The following is a 19390-nucleotide window of genomic DNA, read 5'->3' as shown; positions in this document are numbered from 1 at the left end:
ATGAAACGCTTGCATTTATTCTTTTTTTTTGATAAATTAGATAACGTTAATGAAAATGAATGAAAATAAGAAAGGGTCAATCATGGAAAAACAAACAATAACAATTTATGATGTTGCACGTGAGGCAGCAGTTTCAATGGCAACTGTTTCAAGGGTTGTGAACGGAAATCCGAATGTCAAACCAGCTACACGCAAAAAGGTACTTGAGGTTATCGATCGGTTGGATTATCGTCCCAATGCTGTTGCACGTGGCCTCGCAAGTAAAAAAACGACGACGGTAGGGGTCATTATTCCTGATGTAACTAATGTTTATTTTTCATCCCTTGCACGTGGAATTGACGATGTTGCGACGATGTACAAATACAATATTATACTTGCAAATTCTGATGGAAATGTTCAAAAGGAAATACAGGTTTTAAATACACTTTTAGCAAAACAAGTTGATGGAATTATCTACATGGGAAATAAAATAAGTGATGAGTTGCGAGTGCAATTTGACCGTAGCAAGACGCCCATCATTTTAGCTGGTTCTGTTGATGACAAAGAAGAATTGGGCAGTGTGCACATCGATTATGTAGCAGCTGTTGAAGAAGCTATTTCTGATTTGATAAATCATGGGAATAAAAAAATTGCTTTTATCTCAGGCCCGTTAAACGAACCGATTAATAGCGAATATCGCTTAAAGGGATATAAGAATGTTCTTGCCAAAAATGGTATTGAATATAGAGAAGACTTGGTTTTTGAAACTGATTACAGCTATCGTGCTGGAGAAATTTTATGGCCAGCGATCGTTTCAGCCGGTGCAACTGCTGCTTTTGTCGGTGATGATGAACTGGCAGCTGGGGTGTTGAATGGTGCACAAGATGCTGGGGTAGAAGTTCCAGCAGAATTTGAAGTCATCACAAGTAATAATTCTAAGATAACTGAGATTGTTCGTCCAAAACTTTCATCTATAACACAACCTCTTTATGATATCGGTGCAGTTTCAATGCGCTTTCTAACTAAGTTGATGAATAAAGAAGAAGTAACAGAAAAAACCGTCGAATTACCTTATGGTTATATAAAACGTTCTTCAACGAAATAGCTTAATTTTGGGTATGCTGAAACATGAGTAGGTTTGATAGTGCTGTTATCTTTCGATTAGGAAAAGTGACAGTGCATTTTTTGTAAAAAATGAAAATTAGCATTTTCTCTTTTGGATTTTTTAGGGAGAATGGGTCTGAGGTGTTTGCGTTGCGTATTAATAAACCGAGTCCGAATACCTATCTTTTGCTAGCATTGTTGATTGGAGTTGTTTTATTCATTAGTTCTTCAATGACATACCAGCAGCAGACATCGGTTCCTTTTTTGGAAAAATATCTTACAAATAAACCGTTTGAGCAATTATTGAGCGGCTTATCGTTTCAATACGCCAATGAAACAGTTAGTATCAGTCAAATGGGATATTTTAAGTTCCTTGAATTTTTTATTAGGAAAGGTGCACATTTTTCGATTTATTTAGGATTGGGGGCTTTTTTAGCAGCCGGTTTGAGCCCGAGGCTTAATAGTAGGCTGTTAACTGTCATTGTTAGTTCCCTATCCGCGATTGGTTATGCTGCCCTTGATGAATTTCATCAGATGCTTACAGGGGATAGAACGCCCTTATTTCAGGATGTGGTTTTAGATGGGTTGGGAGCCTTGGTTGGTGTTGGCTGTGTTATTCTTTTTTCTTTGAGGAGAAAAAAGAGAAGTTAGCTTTTATAAGTTGTTGCGTTAAGCTTAATGATTTGGTACTATGGAGATTGTCTGTAACGTCAATTTTCAAGAAATTATCGGAAAGAGGTATTAGAAATGTCAGGACATTCTAAATGGAATAACATCCAAGGCCGCAAAAATGCCCAAGATGCTAAACGTGGAAAAGTTTTCCAAAAATTATCACGAGAGATCTATATGGCTGCAAAGAGTGGTGGTCCTGATCCGGATTCTAACCCACAACTTCGTTTAATGATTGATAAAGCACGTGCGGCGAACATGCCTAAAGATAATATCAAACGTGCGATTGATAAGTCTACTGGAGCTGATGGCGCTAATTATGAAGAAATTACGTATGAAGGTTACGGCCCAGGTGGCGTTGCAGTGCTGGTCCATGCACTGACAGATAATCGCAACCGTACCGCGTCTGCTGTTCGTGCTGATTTTACACGTAATGGCGGGAACTTAGGTGAGTCTGGCTCAGTTAGTTTTATGTTTGATCGCCAAGGATACATCGCGATTGTACGCGAAGACCTTGATGTAGATGAGGATCAGATGTTTGAAGATGTAATCAATGCAGGCGCTGAAGATTTGCAGACTTCAGATGATGTTTTTGAAATCTATACTGATCCTAAGGATTTCACAGCGGTTCGTGACCAATTGCAAAAAAAGTATGATCTTGATACAGCAGAACTGACCATGGTCCCACAAAATTATGTGCCTGTTCCTGAGGACAAGGTTGAACAATTCGAAAAAATGATTGATCGTTTGGAAGATGAAGATGATGTTTCTGCGGTGTATCACGCTGGAGATCTTCCAGAAGAATAGTTTTTAGTTAAAATTTAACATTTAAGAAAAACATTAAATGGGAGAGCAGGACATTTTACATTTGTTCTAGCCCTCTTTTTGTTTGTCTGGGGGATGTTAAAATAATTGAGCAGATATTGTATTTGTGATAGGGTTAACAAAAAGAGAAGGAAGGAAAGAAGGAAGATGAAGAAAAGAAAAAGGGTTGTTATTTTAGGTAGCATTAATGTCGATATTATTTTGCAACTTGCAAGGCTTCCTAAGCCTGGAGAAACGATGAAGTTACAAGGTTTTGAAACTGCTGGTGGTGGAAAAGGCGCTAATCAGGCGATTGCAGCGGCACGTAGCAGTGCGGATGTGCATTTTATTGGACGGGTTGGTGCTGATCAATATGGCAAGCAAATGCTGTCTTTGTTGCAAGAAAACGATGTTAATAGTGAACATGTAAAAATTGATGCGGATAAACCTACTGGACAGGCATACATCCTGCTGCAGCAATCGGGAGAAAATAGTATTTTGGTTAATAGTGGTGCCAATGCCTTTATTCAAAAAGAAGATGTTGAAAACGCACGTCAATTGATTGAGGGTGCCGATGTTGTTGTAGCACAGTTTGAAGTTCCAATTCCAAGAATAATAGAGGCTTTTGAGATTGCACGGCAGGCAGGGGTTTCGACAATTTTGAATCCAGCTCCTGCATTAAAAGTGCCGGATGAACTGCTTGAGCTAACTGATTTGATAACTCCCAATGAAGTTGAGGCGGAAATGCTGACCGATATTCATGTGGATAGTAAAACTGCACAGCGACGAGCAGCAGAAAAACTTAAAGCAAAGGGAGCAAAAAATGTTCTCCTTACGTTAGGAAGCGAAGGAGCATATTATTTAACTGAGGCTGATCAAGAAGAATCTGTTGCGGCCTTTAAAGTTGAAGTTGCCGATACAACTGGTGCAGGAGACACATTCATCGGCTGTTTGGCAGCTAAGTTAGCACCGGATTTCACTAATATTGCTCAGGCGGTTCGTTATGCGACCAAGGCTTCATCACTTACGGTCCAAAAAATTGGAGCAATTCCATCAATCCCAACTGAGAAAGAAATATTGGCTAAATAATAGTACGGTTTAAATATTTTTCAGAGTTAGCGGTTAAAGTAGCAGCTGGATAGAAGATATATGAGTTGAATACAAAATAAAAACAGAGAGAGTGTGACATAAGTCGGAAAATTTGAGTAATAACTCAAAATTACGAACGTAGCGAGTACTTTGCTATGAGTAATTCGAAGTTAGACGGAGAATTTTGGCTTATGGAACACGTTTATACGGAATAAAAGAGGGGCTGTGCCAAAATTTCACTTTTGGCACAGCTCCATTTTTTTCGAATTTTTAGTGAAAACAATATTTTTAAACACCCAAAATATTTCGGCTAAATACATACTTTTAAATTATTTGCAGTTGATATCCGGAGAAACTAGTTTCCAATTAGAGCGACGATTGTATTTGTTGTACTAGGAGCAAAAATTTTGCAATTAGTATATTTGTATCAGTCAACTTGCGTATTTATTTAACAAGGGGGATACAAAACATGTTTAAGGATCAGGTGGATAAGTTAGTGCAAACAGCAATAAGAAAAAGAGCAAGTGATATTTTGTTTTTGCCTAGAGGAGAAGAATATGTTATCAAGTTAAACATTAGAGGAACAGTAGAAAAATTTTCTTGTATTCCGTTGACATATGGACTGCAAATAATTAATTATCTGAAATTCAAAGCCGATATGGCGCTTAGTGAACATCGAAGGCCGCAAGTCGGATCATATTTATTAGAGGAAAAGCAAGGTAAAAAAGTTTTTGGTCGATTTTCTAGCATTGGGGATTTTTTAGGGCGTGAATCGCTAGTTGTTCGTTTGATTTACCAAGAAAAGGATGCAAATGAAAAATATTTTTTCCCAGAAAGATTGCAAAATATAAAAAAACAATGTCAGAAAAAAGGGCTGGTACTTTTTTCTGGTCCTGTTGGTTCAGGTAAAACGTCAACAATGTACCATTTGGCACGATCTATGGCCGAGAAACAAGTAATGTGCATCGAAGATCCTATTGAAATTTATGAACCAGCTTTTTTACAAATTCAGGTTAATGAGAGAGCTAAAATGTCGTATGCAGAGCTAGTTAAGGCTTCTTTACGGCATCGGCCGGATGTTTTTATAATTGGTGAGATACGTGATGCACAAACAGCACAAATTGCTACAACGGCCGCTTTAAGCGGGCATTTGATCCTGAGTACTGTTCATTCTCAAAACGCGCTTGGTGTTGTGCGACGATTGTTAGATTTAGGTGTTTCTAAAACAGATTTGGAACAGACGCTACAGTTGATTGTATATCAACGGTTGCTGCCAACGAGTGCAGGATCAAGCAAGGCTTTATTCGAAAAAATAAGCATTGAGGAATTATCTTGGAAAGAATTGGAAACAGCTGCTGTACGAAAAATGACAATAGGTTGGAGGGAAGATCTTGAAACGTGTTTTCACAATAATTGGATATCAAAAGAAACCTTTAAAAAATACAGTGAAGGATAGAAAAAAACATTTGAACGCACGTAAACAAGCCATATTCTTTCAGAGTTTAGCAGATTTATTAAATGCTGGTTTTTCGATAAGGCAGGCGCTAGCAGATATTCTAATATTTTTCCCTGAGCATAAATTGATTTTTGATGATATTCAGCATGAATTACTTGAAGGAAAGATGCTAAGCAGTGCACTTAAACCTTATATTAGTGAAAGTACATTCAATCAAATTTATATTGCAGAAAAACACGGCAAATTAAGCGATAGCGTGAAACAATTAGGACGGACGCTTGAACGAAAAGTTCAACAAACCGATAAATTAAAAGCTATTCTCCTGTATCCCATGATGCTATTGGTTATGCTGGGGGTTTTAATGATTGCTATTCAGGTTTGGCTTAAACCCGAATTAGATAAGTTTCAGGATTTACAAAATTTAAATACCTCAGCATGGCAAAACTACTTGTATTTGCTGTTAGGGGGAGGTATGGTAATAATTCTTTGTGCTTGTTTCCTTAAAGTTGCTCACTGGTTAGCTAAAAAGCCCTTGTTGGCTCGTCAGGAATTATATTGCCGAATCCCATTTGTTGGCGCAGTTTATCGGCAATATTGTCATTATTATATAGCTTTTAATTTTGCTTTACTTTTAAAAAGCGGTCTTGATATCCGTGAAATTTGTAAGTTCTTAGCAGAATTTGATGAAACCTCTTTGCTTGCTCAGTTTGGAAAAGAATTGAATAAAAATCTGTCAGATGGTAATGAATTAAATTATTTTGTTTCAAAATATGTTTTTATTCCGCAAGAATTGAATTTATTTCTGGGAAAAGGAAACACGATTGCTGAGATAAGTTCCGAGTTAATGTTTTTTTCAGAATTAACCTATGACAAGTTGATAAGACAAATTGACAGACTTATCAATTGTATTCAACCGTTACTTTTTTTGGTAATAGCTTTGATAATAGTTTCAATGTATTTGAGTATCTTACTGCCAATGTACAACAATTTAGGAGGAATATATAAATGAAAAAAGTTGACGGCCTAGCGATAAAAGAAAGATGGCCTGCATTCACATTAATTGAAATGGCAGTTGTAATGTTCATAATAAGCTTGCTTATTTTGATAATACTGCCTAATATTGGTAAGCAACGCGACAATGCACGAGGGATTGGGACGCAGGCTTTAGGAGATGTCGTCCAGACACAGGCTGATCTTTACCAAAACGAAACAGATAAAGAAGTCGTGACACTTGAAGATTTAAGAAGTAGTGGATATTTGAATGAAAAACAATATAGTGAAGCCAAAAAGTCGAAAATAAGGGTTCAGACGGAAAATGAAAAATAAATTATCAGCTTTCTCTTTAGCAGAAACAATAGTGGTGTTAATGTTGACTGCTTTTACATTATTGTTGACAATTAAACCACTCAATAATTCACTCAACGGCTTACAGGAGCGAATTTTTTGGAAGTCATTGAAGCAGACTTGGACAAAAGAAATAATTTCTTCAGCGAAATTTGATAAAGTACATACCATTGAATTTAAACGCAGAAAAATTATTTTCAGTGAAAAAAATAATAATAAAGTCGTAATTACATTACCTCAAACGATGACTATTAGGCGCTATGAAGTAATTAGAATAAATGAAACAGGAAGTATAGCTGGAAGAACTGTTATTGTTGATTCAACTTTGCAGGATAGGCCATATCATATATTAGTTCAGTTAGGTTGGGGGAAATATCATGTTACCCATTAAAAGGAAGGCTTATTCAATGGCAGAAGCGATGGTGGGACTTTTTGCTATTAGTGTGACGATTGTTATTTTTTGTGAGAATGAGCGTTTTCTTATGCAAAACAAAAAAGAGATGGTGGCTCAATATGAAGCTTCAGAAAATTTATTCAATGAAAGTAAAAAAATATTGATTGCTAAGGAGAAGGTGCTTTCTCAAAATGAGGCAATACATTCCCCTAAAAAATTATCTGCTAAAAGTCGTTATGGGGCGATTGAAGTCAAAATTCAAAATAAGTAGAACAAGTGCTGCCTTTACAATGATTGAAACTATAAGTGCATTGCTGATAACAGCGATGACGTTCAGTATATTAGGGGTTGCGTTTGAGAGTTCGGATATAGCATTAAAGCAAACAAGATCAAGTGATGATTTTGAATGGGCTCAATTCGTTGATTTAATCGGCTCTGACAACTTAGCGTTAGAATTTGTGGCTGGTGAAAATATGGTAAGGTTTTATAGTCCAACTAAGGACAAATTTTATCGGTTATCCTGTAAAAACAATGTGCTTAGAATGACAGGAATTGAAGCTGGCTATATGCCGCTACTCTACGAGGTTAGTACTTTTACGACGAAATATGAGGATTCAACTTTGACGATGCGAGTTCAAATGAAAGGGCACAATTATATTTGCCATATTGTCATGTCAAAAAAGGAGATGGGTGAGTGAAGAAAATACAGGGTCACCTATTATATTCAGGAATAGTTGTAGCTAGTATTTTGGGAATAGTTTTTAGTGCTCAAGTACTGTATTACCGCCAGCAAGTGCTGGGATATCAAAATATGAAAAACTATAATATAGCTCGGACAATGCGTAATTTAGCTTTAGCTAATGGAATTAGCAACAATGAAGTTATGTGGTTTAATCATGGGAGTGTCACAAAAAAGAGTGATCATTTTACGGTGAAAATGGATAACAAAGAAATTATTGAATTAAAAACTTTAATGAAATACGATTTTGAGTATCAGCGACAAAAGGTGGCAGACTTGAAATAACGCGAAAGAATCGTTAAACTAAGACAAGTAATTTAATACTTGAGGTGTGCTAATTGACATTAGAAAAGATAGAACGATTTTATAAAAAATTTGAGCAAGCTGTTGACCTTCTCCAAAAAGATTTAACTGTTTCGTATTTAGATGCAATAATTGAAACAGGGGATAATCTTGCAGATGGAGGGCGGCTTTTGGTTGAAGATGGAAAGCCATCAGCGGAAGTCAGACAGCAGCTTACAGCTCTTTATGAGCAATTGTTAGCCATGTCCATGGCACCAGAAGAGTTGCGACAAGTTGTTCAGTTTGCGCTCGTGAAAGCTAACCAAATCGATAAGATACAGGCTAACCATCAAATGACACCTGATACAATTGGTTTTTTAGTAGAATATCTTTTGGAAAAAGTCCTGATTAAAAATGCAAGTTACAAAATTTTGGATATTAGTGTTGGAACTGGGAATCTGTTAAGCACGATTTACTACAGAATGATGACAAACGGTTACAAGGAAGTTAAGCTTTATGGGGTAGACAATGACGATACATTGTTGTCAATTGCAAGTATGAGTGCGCGTTTACAAAAAACTCCGACTGAGCTCTTCCACCAAGACGCGATAGACAATTTGGTAACCCCCAAAGTAGATGCTGTTGTGAGCGATTTACCGGTTGGATATTATCCACTGGATGAAAAGGTTGTTAATTTCAAGACACGTGCAAAAAAAGGTCACTCATATGTGCATCATTTGCTTATCGAACAGGCATTGTTGCAACTTGTCCAGGTGGTTATGGTTTCTTCATTGTACCGCGAGGGTTGTTTGAAACAAAAGAGACACAGGGGCTGCTGCATGTAATTCAAGAGCAAGCTTATTTTCAAGGAATGTTGAATCTGCCAGAGGATCTTTTTGTGGATAAAAATAGCGAAAAAGCTCTCTTGCTGCTGCAAAAGCATGGTGGTAAAGGCCAGCAAGTTGAACAAGTTCTTATCGGTGATTTTCCACCACTGAAAAATAAAGAAGAATTTGCCCATTTCTTGGAGCGTATTGATAATTGGGCTGATAAAAATTTAGATTAGTAATTGGAGAGAAAAGAGAATGATTAAAATTTTAGCAGTGAATGCAGGCAGCTCCACACTAAAATGGAAGTTATTTCAAATGCCAAGAGCTGACGTTATTGCTAAAGGTCAGATTGAGCGTATTGGTTTTAAGGATGCACGGCTGTCAATTACAACGATGAGAGATGATTTTTCTGAAGAATTAACAATAAAAGATCATCAGCAAGCAGTCGATAAACTTTTAGGGATTTTAACTGAATATAAGATAGTTGATAAACTGGACGAGATAAAAGGAGTAGGGCATCGTTTCGTTAATGGCGCAAATCACTTTGCAAAATCGATAGTTATTGATGATACTGTGCTGAAGGAAATGGAAGATTTGGTGGAATTTGCGCCATTGCACAACCCTGCTAATATTATGGCAATTAAAGCTTTCAGAAGAGAATTGCCTAATGCGTTGAGTGTTGCAGTTTTTGATACAGGCTTTCACCAGACCATACCTGAAGAGAACGTTGTTTATGCGATACCGTATGAATATTATCAAAAATTTCATGTTCAAAAATTTGGAGCACACGGAATAAGTTACCGTTACGTTTTACAGCGCTTCTTAAAAGTAACTGAATGCAACAAAGAAAATAAAAGAGTTATTATTCTACATCTTGGTTCGGGGGCGTCGGTATGTGCTATTCAAAATGGCAAGTCTTTGGATACAAGCATGGGTTTTTCACCAGTATCTGGGATAGCAATGCAGACAAGATCGGGTGATGTCGATCCATCTATGCTAATTTATCTTGAAGAGAAATTAGGGGTTAACTCTAAAAGTGTACTTAAAATGTTAAATAATAAGTCAGGCATTTTAGGAATTTCTGGAGTATCTTCAGATATGAGAGAAATTATGGAAATTCATCAGAAAAACGAAAGAGCAGATCTTGCGCTTAGAGTTTTTGTTAATCGCATTGTAAAATACATTGGAGCATATGCTACAGAGCTAGGCGAATTGGATGCAATTGTATTTACTGGTGGGATTGGTGAAAACATTCCCCGTGTTAGAAAATTAATTTGCGATAAATTAGGAATATTTGGTGTCAAAATTGATAATGCTCTGAATGAAGTCAAAGCAAAGGAAACTAAGATTAGTGCAATGAATTCAAATGTTGAGGTTTGGACGATTCCGACGAACGAGGAGTTAATGATTGCAGAGGATGTTGAAAAACTATACAATGAAAAAAGGTAAGTAATATCTAAATGTAGAAAATTAAAACTGTGAAAGCCGTTGGACAATAAAAGTCGCGGCTTTTTGTATATCGTGAAGCCTAAGTTAAACAAAAAAGATATTTTAAGTTTTATTGGATTTAAGTTGTAATAGTGTGAGTATCAAATTTTTGAGTTAGAAACAGGCGTTTTGTTTTGTGAATGTTGTATTTTAAAGAAAGTAAATTATATTTAAGATGAAATTCTATCATTACAAAATGAACTTGTTGAATTTTACTTCAATTAGTAATTAGTTTACACTATTAATTGTGTTTATTATTTAAATGGACAATTATAGAAATCGTTACACGATATTAGTTAGGAGTTTTTTAATGGCTGCAAAGCAAGAATTTTCAAGAGAGTTAAAGAGTCGGCACGTTCAGTTAATAGCATTGGGAGGGACTATTGGGACAGGCCTGTTTTTAGGGGCCGGCAAGTCAATCCACTTGGCAGGGCCATCAATTGTGCTGGCGTATCTGATTACAGGAACTATTTGTTTCTTGCTAATGCGTGCAATGGGGGAGTTGCTGCTATCGGATCTCAAGAAAAATTCTTTTATTGATTTTATTCGAACTTACTTGGGCGAGAGTGTTGGTTTTGTGACGGGATGGACATATTGGATTTGTTGGATTACTATTGCAATGGCTGATGTTACAGCAACAGGTTTGTATATAAAGTATTGGTTCCCTAATGTTCACAGTGGTTGCCAGGCTTGCTTATTATCGCAGTTTTATTAACAATGAACTTGATTACAGTCGGGTTGTTTGGTGAAACAGAATTCTGGTTTGCACTAATCAAGATTATCGCTATTATAGCTCTGATCGCAACTGGGATTTTACTTGTTGTAGTAGGATTTAAAACGCCAGTTGGTAAAGCTAGTTTAGGCAATTTGCTAAATTATGGAGGGCTATTTCCAAAAGGATTGAAGGGGTTCTTACTGTCTTTTCAAATGGTTACGTTCGGATTTATTGGGATCGAACTCATTGGCGTAACGGCTTCAGAAACAGAAAACCCGAAAAAAGTTATTCCCAAGGCGATAAATGAAATTCCAACGCGGGTGATTATCTTTTATGTTGGTTCCTTATTAGCATTAATGAGCATTTATCCTTGGAAAAATATTTCTGCATCGCAAAGCCCATTTGTTCAAGTTTTTGAAAACATAGGAATAACGGCAGCCGCCGGAATCATTAATTTTGTTGTATTAACGGCGGCTGCGTCGGCATGTAATAGTTCTTTATTCAGTACAGGCAGAATGCTGTTTTCATTAAATTATAAAAATAACAGTTCTTTTTCAAAATGGCTCAGCAAGTTATCGCGGCGCCAAGTTCCAGCTAATGGAATAGTTTTTTCAGCAATTGTGATTACTTTTGCGGTAATAGCAAATTTTGTTATTCCCAACACGGCCTTATTTTCGTTCATCTCCAGTGTGGCAACCACTTGCTTTCTGTTTATCTGGGGAATGATCATAGTTGCTCATTTGAAATTTAAGAAGCAACAAAAGCTACAGAAAAAAAATAATAAAAGTAAATTTAAAATGCCGTTATTCCCTTGGGGTGATTATCTAGTGCTCGCTTTTCTGATTTTCGTTGCAGTAATAATGTGTCTAGATAAAACAACTTTAGCAGCATTGATAGCTTCAATAGTTTGGCTAGGCCTTTTATTTTCAATAAAGTCAGCCGCTCGCCGAATGGAATAGTTTTAGTCTACTAGATGATGGGTGATTATTTTGAACTTATCATCTTTTTTTGTAGAATGTTAGTTGTAAGGTTAGACTGGAGTATGTAACCTAACTAAAATGGGGGATGGTTAAAGATGCTCTTTTTTACATCAGATACGCATTTCTTTGACGAAAATTTAGCGCACAATATGCATTTTGCACATCGGAATTATGTGAATGCTTCTGAGATGAATCAAGATATCATTGATCATTGGAACAAAGTTGTTTCACCACATGATGTCGTATATCATTTAGGCGATGTGGGATTGGTGACCTCTAACCGTGAGGGTTTTACTAAACTTTCGGCTGTGTTAAATAAGCTGAATGGTCAGTTGAATATCATAAAGGGGAACCACGACACTAGAGACTTTTTTAAGTTTTTAGAAAAGAATAATTACCAACTCGATAATGGTAAAAAAAAAGTTTGTTTTACATGATGTAGGATGTATCATAAAATTTGAGCATTATCAATTTTTTTTGACACATTACCCATTAATGCTGGGGATTTCTAGAAATAGTATCAATCTTCATGGCCATGTCCATTATTACAGCATTAACGCCTTTTATAATATTAATGTTGGGGTAGATACGCCTGAAAGTGAATATCTGAATAAAAAAATTGAGTTTGGAACCCCTTTTAGCAGTTCAGATGTTCTTGAAATGCTTGAGGCAAAAAAAATCGATTTTCAGAGAAGAAATATTTAGAAAGAAGACGGTTAGCAATGGATGAGAGAATTACACTGCTGCATACTAATGATATACATTCACATTTTGAAAACTGGCCGAAAATAAGAAGGTACCTTATTGCGACACGAAAACAACTGTATAAAAAAGGAGAAAGCGTTATTACGGTTGATTTAGGCGATGCTATGGACAGAGTGCATCCTTTGAGTGAAGCGACTGATGGCAAGATAAATATTGAATTAATGAATACTATCGGGTATGATGCGGTTACGATTGGAAACAATGAGGGGATTGGCAATTCGCATGAACAATTGAATGCAATGTATGAGCAGGCCGCCTTTCCTGTAATTTTAGATAATATTATTAATGGCCGCACACGAACTGCACCAACCTGGGCACATACCAGCAAAATTATTACGACAGATAAGGGGACTAAAGTCGGTCTTTTGGCCTGTACAGCTCCTTTTTCTGCAACCTACCGCATGAATGATTGGATACCTTTGAAAGTTGACGATGTCATACCAAAACTAGTAAAAAATTTGCGGCCCAAAGTGGATGTTTTAGTGCTAATGTCTCATTTGGGAATTGATGTAGATCGGGCAATTGCAAATAAATATCCAGAATTTGATGTTGTCTTAGGGAGCCACACGCATCATTTGTTAGAAAAAGGTGAAGAGATAGGGCAAACTCTGCTTTGTGCCGCAGGAAAATGGGGGAGATATATTGGGCAAGTTACCCTAGATTTAAATAATCACAAATTGATTGGTAAAAAAGCAGAAGTCATCAAGACGGCCGCTTTGCCTGAAAGTTCTGGTGATGCTGCTGAAATTGAACATTATCAGCTGCAAGGTGAAACATTGCTGCAAAAGAAGCAGGTTGCAATTTTACCCAAAGACTATCCTGGATCATGGTTGAAAAGATCTCCATTAATGAATGTTAGTTTAAAGGCCATTCAGTTTGTCACTCAAACAGATGCTTCAATACTGAATGGCGGCCTTTTTTTAGGTGATCTGCACCAGGGTGTTTTATCAGCTTATGAATTGCATCATATACTGCCGCATCCGATGAGAATAGTTAAAGTACGGTTAAATGGTTATAACTTATGGCGCTTGGTACGTGAAATGGAGAAAAATAGAAATCATTTACGCCACGCAGTTGTTAAAGGAAATGGCTTTCGTGGTAAAGTTTTTGGAGAAATTGTGTATGACGGAATAAAGTTTGATCCATTAAGCAAAAGCGTCAGTTGGCATGGACAAGTATTAGATCCGGGTGCGGATTATGAGTTTGCAACAGTTGACAATTTTATTTATTGCCCATTTTTCCCAACTCTAGAAATTGTGGGACACCCACAGTATATTGGTGACCGTTTTTTAAGGGATGTTGTTGGGGATTACTTCGGCGCTAAATATCCTGTATAATAAGAGCAGCATTTTTTAAGGAGATTATCCATGAACAGTGAAAAGAAGGAACGACGAGAAGCTCAACTTGCAAAAAAAGCTGAAACATTGAAAGCATATGCAAGTGACATTCAAATGAAAAATTCAACAGAATTAACAATTGACGGACACCCGTATATTTTGGTAAAAAATGTGCGTGATGGTTTTCAAATTGAAAAATTAAAAGAACGTTTCAGTCAGATACTGACCAAATATGATTATATTGTCGGTGATTGGGGCTACGACCAACTTCGACTGCATGGCTTTTATGCAGCCGATAGTAATAAGGGCTTTCCATCACAAAATATTGCTCATTTAGATGATTATTTATACGAGTATTGTAATTTCGGATGTGCGTATTTTATCTTGCATAATTTAGATGTCCAAAAGGTTACGCGCTCTGCAAATGATAAAAAACATGGGCGTAAACGGAATTCAACTAAACATTCAGAAAAGAATAAGAGTTTCACTAAGAAAAGTTCTAAAAGAAGCACTAAAAAGCAACATGCTTTTGTCGAAGAAAAAAGATTTGATATTCATAAAAAAAGAGACAAAAAACAAGGGCTTAAGAGTAGATCGGTGCACAGTAAAAATACAAAAAAGAGACATTTTACTATCAGACAAAAAAGTAAAAACGAATAAATGAGGTAAGACAATGAGAAAGTATAAAGGATATTTAATTGATTTGGATGGTACGATGTATCGCGGAAAAGAAAAAATTCCTGCTGCTAAACGTTTTATTGAGAAATTGCAAAAAAATGATATTCCTTTCCTGTTTGTCACAAACAATAGCACACAGGAACCACAAGCTGTGGTCAAAAATTTAGCAGATAATTTTGACATTCATGTTACGACCGACAATGTTTATACGACTGCTCTTGCAACGGCTGATTATCTAGCAAGTTTAGATGAGAATAAAAAAGCAGTATACGCGATAGGTGAATTTGGGTTAAAAAAGGCATTGACTAATAAAGGATTTTATTTTGAAGAACAGCATCCTGATTATGTAGTTGTTGGATTGGATTATGATGTAACATACCACAAGTTTGAATTGGCGACTTTAGCAATTAAGAGAGGTGCAACCTTTATTGGAACTAATGCGGACACTAACTTACCAAATGAAAGAGGTTTGGTACCGGGAGCTGGCTCAATAATTGCATTAGTGGAGTGTGCAACACAACAAAAGGCAACGTATATTGGAAAACCGGAAGCCATTATTATGAAGAAAGCACTGAATAGGCTGAAACTAAAGAAAAATGAAGTTATTATGGTGGGCGATAATTACATGACCGATATTACCGCAGGAATTAATTTAGGAATTGACACATTACTTGTTTACACAGGTGTTTCAACGCCAGAACAAGTTAAGGAAAAAGAAATTAAACCAACTTATGAAATCGAGTCGCTAGATAATTGGACATTGAGTGATGACTAAAGAGAGAGTTTTGACAGCTTTTGAATGGCTGTGTCTATTTCTTTTCTTGATTTCGCTAAGTATCATTTTAACGATCAGTTTTACACCGCTATACAAATTTTTTGTTATTCATGATGATCTAGGTAAGAATGTTGGGTTGACTAATAGCCAGCTAATAAGCGAGTATTATCGCTTACTAGAGTTTTTGAATTTTCCTTGGGTAAATAAGCTCAATTTGTCATTAGAAATGTCTTACAAGGGACTGAGCCACTTTTACGATGTAAAAAGATTGTTTCTAGTCAACCATTTTGTCTTTTTGGTTACTTTACCTGTGAGTATTTTGTTTTTGGCTAAAATAAAACGCAGAAAACAGTTTTGGCGTCTAATTTTACCTTTTAAGCTTGCAATGGCTGCGGTCGCATTTGCGGCAGTTATGATGGTACTCCAATTCAATACTTTTTTTGTGGATTTTCATCGTATTCTCTTTAGAAATAATGATTGGCTTTTTGATCCTGCTTTAGACCCGATCATAAATGCGTTACCGGATACATTTTTCATGGCTTGTTTTGTTGTTTTCTTTTTGGTGCTGGAGTTTTTATTTTGGTTTGGTGTTTTGTGCGGACGTAAAAGCTTGTAGCGTGTTATAGGTGGAGTAAAATATTGCAATAATTATTATAGTTTAAGTATTGACAGTGAATTATGGACTTAGCCTAGGATTGATTACGAGCAATTTATGGCTAAGTTAATTGTGTGGCTAAAATGAGTTTGAAAAAGCCAATTAGTTGTCGTAAAAGGTAACTTTTGAACATCCAAAGCACATCAATGAAAAAATAGATTATTCAAAAAGAACCCGCGTGTTTTTTTGGTCGTGGGTTCTTTTTGAATAATCTATTTTTTGTTTATATCGTTCTAACTTGTCCTACTTCTTAGAAAAACGCTTCTTTAATCCTGCAGCAATGGCAGGAATTAAAGAAACTATGATAATGCCGATAATTATTAGTGAAAAATGCTTTTTCACGATTGGAAAGTTACCAAAGTAATAACCTGCACTGCAGCAAAGCATCATCCATGCGGTTGCACCTAGAAAATTATAGCGCAAGAATTTACGGTAATGGATACCACTTCCACCGGCCACAAAGGGCGACATGGTACGAATTATTGGCATAAACCGAGCCAGTGAAATAGCAATGCCGCCGTGTTTTTCGAAGAATGCTTCCGTTTTATCCAGATTTTCCTTTTTGATGAACCGACCTAAAAATGAGGTATCATTAATTGTTGAGCCAATTTTTTGGCCTATGAAGAAGTTTAGAGAATCACCTAAAAGTGGAGCAATCCAAAATAAGAACGCAAAAAGCCAAACGTTGAGATGATACTCTGGGTTTGCTGCGAGTGCGCAGGCCGCAAAAAGTAGTGAATCACCGGGAAGAAATGGCATAATGACCGCCCCAGTCTCAATAAAAATGACTAAAAAAAGAATTAGGTAAGTCCAGTTGCCAAATGTGTTTACAATGGTAACTAAGTGTGAATCAATGTGTATGATAAAATCGATTAGAAAGCTCATAGGGTACTCCTTACTGGCTAAATATAGTAGAATTTTTTATTTATCCTCTTTTGCAAGGAAGTGCTTCATTAATTGTGTACTATGGACAGCTTGACGCAAGTCAGGATAAACGTAGCGCATAGCACTGTTGACAGCGATAGGCGCTTCGCCAAAGCCCGTTGCAATCAAGTTTGCTCGACCGGAATAGGATACAATGTCTCCAGCTGCGAAAACACCTGGTATTGAAGTTTCCATATTACGTGCAACGGTAATTAAATTGTGTTCAGTTTCCAAGTCCCAAGAATGGAGTAATTTGTTATCGGAAATAAAGCCGTAATTTACTAACAGATAATCTGCTGTTATCCTCTTTTGTTCGTCACTTTTCACCTTTTTCAAAGTAATGTTAATTTTATCATCATTACGTTTTTGAACATCATTGATTAAGTAAGGGGTGTCAAAAATAGTATCTGTCTGAGCTAATTTATCAACATTAGCTTCTAATGCACGGAACCGATCTCTTCTATGAACAATGTGCAATGAAGAGGCCGTTTGGGCAAGCTCCAATGCCCAATCAACAGCTGAGTCGCCTCCCCCAGCGATGACAATATCTTTATTTTTGAACTCTTGGGGATCTTGAATAAAGTAGCGAAGCTGATTTCCCTCAAGTTTGTGTGCTTCAGCAACAGCAAGCCGACGAGGCTGAAATGACCCTATGCCCGTTGTAATGATAACAGAGCGTGAGTAGGTAACACGTTTGGATGTTGTAACTCGAAAACCTTCAGATGTTTTTTCAAGATTTTCAACTGTTTCATTTAAAAAAATATCAGGCGAAAACATTTTGACTTGGTTAATCAGATGATCAATTAGTGCGGAGGCCTTTATAGAACTGAATCCTGGAATATCATAAATATTCTTAGTGGGAAACAGAGTATTTGCTTGTCCTCCTAATTGATCGAGACTTTCAATGATTTGAACATTTGCATTGTGCATGCGAGCGTATGTAGTGGTAAAAAGTCCAACAGGTCCGCCGCCAATAACTGTAATATCATAGTAGTTCTGGATTGACATCAAAATACTCCTTTCAATTGTTTACACTAGGCTAGATTAGCATAATTGCGAGACAAAATAAATTAAATTGGAAAAATAATTGTTTTTTAGATAGAATGAAGAATATGAAGAACATTAGGGGAGGAATTAAATTGACATTTCCACAATTGCATTTAGAAAAAATCAAGGGACCAAAGGCAACAATTAAAACAAATTATGGGGATATTGAAGTAGCATTATTTCCCGATGAGGCACCGAAAGCTGTTGAAAACTTTTCCGCTTTAGCCAAGAAAGGCTACTATGATGCTGGGATATTTCATCGAATTATTTCTGATTTTATGATTCAAGGTGGAGATCCTACAGGAACTGGAATGGGAGGGGAAAGCATTTGGGGCGCCCCATTTGAAGATGAATTTTCTAACAATCTTTTTAATTTCAGAGGAGCACTTTCAATGGCTAATGCGGGACCCAATACGAATGGAAGTCAGTTTTTTATTGTACAAAATAAAAATCTTCCAACGCAAATGGTAGAGCAAATGAATGGGGCTGGGTATCCGCAAGAGGTTGTAGAAATGTACCAAAAAGGCGGGACACCATGGCTAGATCATCATCACACTGTTTTTGGGCAAGTTTTCGATGGACTGGAAATAATTGACAAAATTGCGGCCGTGAAAACAGATTTTAATGACAAACCTATCAATGACGTTGTTATTGAGAAGATTATACTTGAATAAATTTATGATGTGGGGAGAAAAAATGAATTATAGGATAGGAATGATTGTTGAAGGAAAAATAACCGGTATTCAACCTTATGGAGCGTTCGTTACCCTAAAAGATCATACGCAAGGGCTCATCCACATTTCTGAATGCAAACATGGTTTTGTCGATGATATCCACAAATATCTAAAAGTTAATCAGGAGGTTAAAGTTAGAATTATTGATATTGATGAATACACACAAAAAATAAGTCTATCGCTGAGGTGCTTGGAAAAAAGTACTTCTAGTTTAGATAACATTGGAACAAAAGTTAGGTGTGAGCATAAACATTATTGGACAAGCAGACATGTTGAAACTGGTTTTGCTCCAATTGCAGAACGTTTAGATGGGTGGATTGAAGAAAGTTTGGCAAATATAAGAAAATAGAATAAAAAAAGCTTGACCATTAATGAATATGTTGGTAATATATTTCTTGTTGGTGCGAATGCACAGGTAGCGTAATGGTTGCTTTTATGCAGTTGAGTACTAACTTAATAAAAATATATTGTGTATTTTTATTTAGAAATGCTGAATATTTATTAAGGCGTTTCAAAAAAAGATATTGACTTTTAAGTTTAACCGAGATATCATATAGTGGTTGCGTTGGAAAAATGTAATGCTTGTAGATCTTTGAAAACTG

At 36.4% G+C, this 19390-nt stretch carries 22 protein-coding genes and 2 pseudogenes; 22 read left to right on the top strand and 2 right to left on the bottom strand.

Features of this window, described 5'->3' with window-relative positions:
- The first annotated feature begins 82 nt into the window (after positions 1-82).
- The 20 genes and pseudogenes from ccpA (at position 83) to JCM15457_RS10745 (ending at position 16044) form a co-directional block, all read left to right on the top strand.
- Positions 83-1084, top strand: coding sequence for a catabolite control protein A (gene ccpA / locus JCM15457_RS10835; RefSeq protein ID WP_034989902.1), 1002 nt, complete (start codon positions 83-85; stop codon positions 1082-1084).
- Positions 1085-1233: 149 nt separating this feature from the next.
- Entirely contained in the window at positions 1234-1734 is a 501-nt protein-coding gene (locus JCM15457_RS10830) for a VanZ family protein (protein ID WP_235725697.1), read from the top strand.
- A 96-nt stretch (positions 1735-1830) separates the two neighbouring features.
- Positions 1831-2559: a YebC/PmpR family DNA-binding transcriptional regulator gene (locus JCM15457_RS10825; protein ID WP_034989901.1), complete on the top strand. Its 729-nt coding sequence runs from the start codon at positions 1831-1833 to the stop codon at positions 2557-2559.
- Positions 2560-2724: 165 nt separating this feature from the next.
- Positions 2725-3645: a ribokinase gene (rbsK, locus tag JCM15457_RS10820; RefSeq protein WP_034989900.1), complete on the top strand. Its 921-nt coding sequence runs from the start codon at positions 2725-2727 to the stop codon at positions 3643-3645.
- Positions 3646-4114: 469 nt separating this feature from the next.
- On the top strand, positions 4115-5101 hold the full coding sequence (comGA, locus tag JCM15457_RS10815; protein WP_034989899.1) for a competence type IV pilus ATPase ComGA: 987 nt from the start codon (positions 4115-4117) through the stop codon (positions 5099-5101).
- A complete protein-coding gene (gene comGB, locus JCM15457_RS10810) occupies positions 5037-6110 on the top strand; it encodes a competence type IV pilus assembly protein ComGB (RefSeq protein ID WP_051993484.1) in 1074 nt (357 codons plus the stop codon). The genes comGA and comGB overlap by 65 nt, the downstream gene beginning before the upstream one ends.
- The gene (comGC, locus tag JCM15457_RS10805; RefSeq protein ID WP_152537323.1) at positions 6107-6427 is read left to right on the top strand and encodes a competence type IV pilus major pilin ComGC; all 321 of its coding nucleotides are present in this window, start codon (positions 6107-6109) and stop codon (positions 6425-6427) included. The genes comGB and comGC overlap by 4 nt, the downstream gene beginning before the upstream one ends.
- A complete protein-coding gene (locus tag JCM15457_RS10800) occupies positions 6417-6836 on the top strand; it encodes a hypothetical protein (protein ID WP_034989898.1) in 420 nt (139 codons plus the stop codon). The genes comGC and JCM15457_RS10800 overlap by 11 nt, the downstream gene beginning before the upstream one ends.
- A gap of 16 nt (positions 6837-6852) precedes the next feature.
- Positions 6853-7110 (top strand): hypothetical protein, encoded by a 258-nt coding sequence (locus JCM15457_RS10795; protein WP_152537322.1) that lies wholly within the window; start codon positions 6853-6855, stop codon positions 7108-7110.
- Positions 7111-7129: 19 nt separating this feature from the next.
- Positions 7130-7537, top strand: coding sequence for a ComGF family competence protein (locus tag JCM15457_RS10790; protein WP_161633675.1), 408 nt, complete (start codon positions 7130-7132; stop codon positions 7535-7537).
- A complete protein-coding gene (locus tag JCM15457_RS10785; protein WP_034989895.1) occupies positions 7534-7863 on the top strand; it encodes a hypothetical protein in 330 nt (109 codons plus the stop codon). The genes JCM15457_RS10790 and JCM15457_RS10785 overlap by 4 nt, the downstream gene beginning before the upstream one ends.
- Positions 7864-7916: 53 nt before the next feature.
- Complete coding sequence (locus tag JCM15457_RS10780) at positions 7917-8705, top strand: class I SAM-dependent methyltransferase (RefSeq protein ID WP_235725696.1); 789 nt, start codon at positions 7917-7919, stop codon at positions 8703-8705.
- A complete protein-coding gene (locus JCM15457_RS12460; RefSeq protein WP_235725695.1) occupies positions 8666-8926 on the top strand; it encodes a class I SAM-dependent methyltransferase in 261 nt (86 codons plus the stop codon). The genes JCM15457_RS10780 and JCM15457_RS12460 overlap by 40 nt, the downstream gene beginning before the upstream one ends.
- 19 nt (positions 8927-8945) lie before the next feature.
- A complete protein-coding gene (locus tag JCM15457_RS10775; RefSeq protein WP_034989894.1) occupies positions 8946-10139 on the top strand; it encodes an acetate/propionate family kinase in 1194 nt (397 codons plus the stop codon).
- A 349-nt stretch (positions 10140-10488) separates the two neighbouring features.
- Positions 10489-11852: pseudogene (locus tag JCM15457_RS10770) on the top strand (amino acid permease).
- A gap of 116 nt (positions 11853-11968) precedes the next feature.
- Positions 11969-12578, top strand: a pseudogene (locus tag JCM15457_RS10765) (metallophosphatase).
- Positions 12579-12595: 17 nt separating this feature from the next.
- The gene (locus tag JCM15457_RS10760; protein ID WP_034989893.1) at positions 12596-13975 is read left to right on the top strand and encodes a bifunctional metallophosphatase/5'-nucleotidase; all 1380 of its coding nucleotides are present in this window, start codon (positions 12596-12598) and stop codon (positions 13973-13975) included.
- A 30-nt stretch (positions 13976-14005) separates the two neighbouring features.
- Positions 14006-14635: a YutD family protein gene (locus JCM15457_RS10755; protein WP_034989892.1), complete on the top strand. Its 630-nt coding sequence runs from the start codon at positions 14006-14008 to the stop codon at positions 14633-14635.
- A gap of 13 nt (positions 14636-14648) precedes the next feature.
- Positions 14649-15428, top strand: coding sequence for a TIGR01457 family HAD-type hydrolase (locus tag JCM15457_RS10750; RefSeq protein WP_034989891.1), 780 nt, complete (start codon positions 14649-14651; stop codon positions 15426-15428).
- On the top strand, positions 15421-16044 hold the full coding sequence (locus JCM15457_RS10745) for a TIGR01906 family membrane protein (RefSeq protein ID WP_034989889.1): 624 nt from the start codon (positions 15421-15423) through the stop codon (positions 16042-16044). Before JCM15457_RS10750 ends, JCM15457_RS10745 begins: the two co-directional genes overlap by 8 nt.
- A 282-nt stretch (positions 16045-16326) precedes the next feature.
- Here JCM15457_RS10745 and JCM15457_RS10740 read toward each other — a convergent pair whose 3' ends face one another.
- Both JCM15457_RS10740 and JCM15457_RS10735 read right to left on the bottom strand, forming a co-directional pair.
- Positions 16327-16968, bottom strand: a complete 642-nt coding sequence (locus tag JCM15457_RS10740) for a VTT domain-containing protein (RefSeq protein WP_034989886.1) — start codon at positions 16966-16968, stop codon at positions 16327-16329.
- A 36-nt stretch (positions 16969-17004) separates the two neighbouring features.
- Positions 17005-18015, bottom strand: coding sequence for an NAD(P)/FAD-dependent oxidoreductase (locus JCM15457_RS10735; RefSeq protein WP_034989885.1), 1011 nt, complete (start codon positions 18013-18015; stop codon positions 17005-17007).
- Positions 18016-18146: 131 nt separating this feature from the next.
- Between JCM15457_RS10735 and JCM15457_RS10730 the strand changes: the two genes are divergently transcribed.
- Positions 18147-18728, top strand: a complete 582-nt coding sequence (locus JCM15457_RS10730) for a peptidylprolyl isomerase (protein WP_235725694.1) — start codon at positions 18147-18149, stop codon at positions 18726-18728.
- A gap of 22 nt (positions 18729-18750) precedes the next feature.
- Positions 18751-19137 carry a CvfD/Ygs/GSP13 family RNA-binding post-transcriptional regulator gene (locus JCM15457_RS10725; protein ID WP_034989954.1) on the top strand — a complete coding sequence of 129 codons (387 nt, stop codon included), beginning with the start codon at positions 18751-18753 and terminating at the stop codon, positions 19135-19137.
- Positions 19138-19390 lie beyond the last annotated feature (253 nt).

The organism is Liquorilactobacillus sucicola DSM 21376 = JCM 15457 (genome assembly GCF_000612445.1).
In the GTDB taxonomy this organism is placed as follows: Bacteria; Bacillota; Bacilli; order Lactobacillales; family Lactobacillaceae; genus Liquorilactobacillus; species Liquorilactobacillus sucicola.
This window is presented reverse-complemented; position numbering and strand designations above follow the sequence as displayed.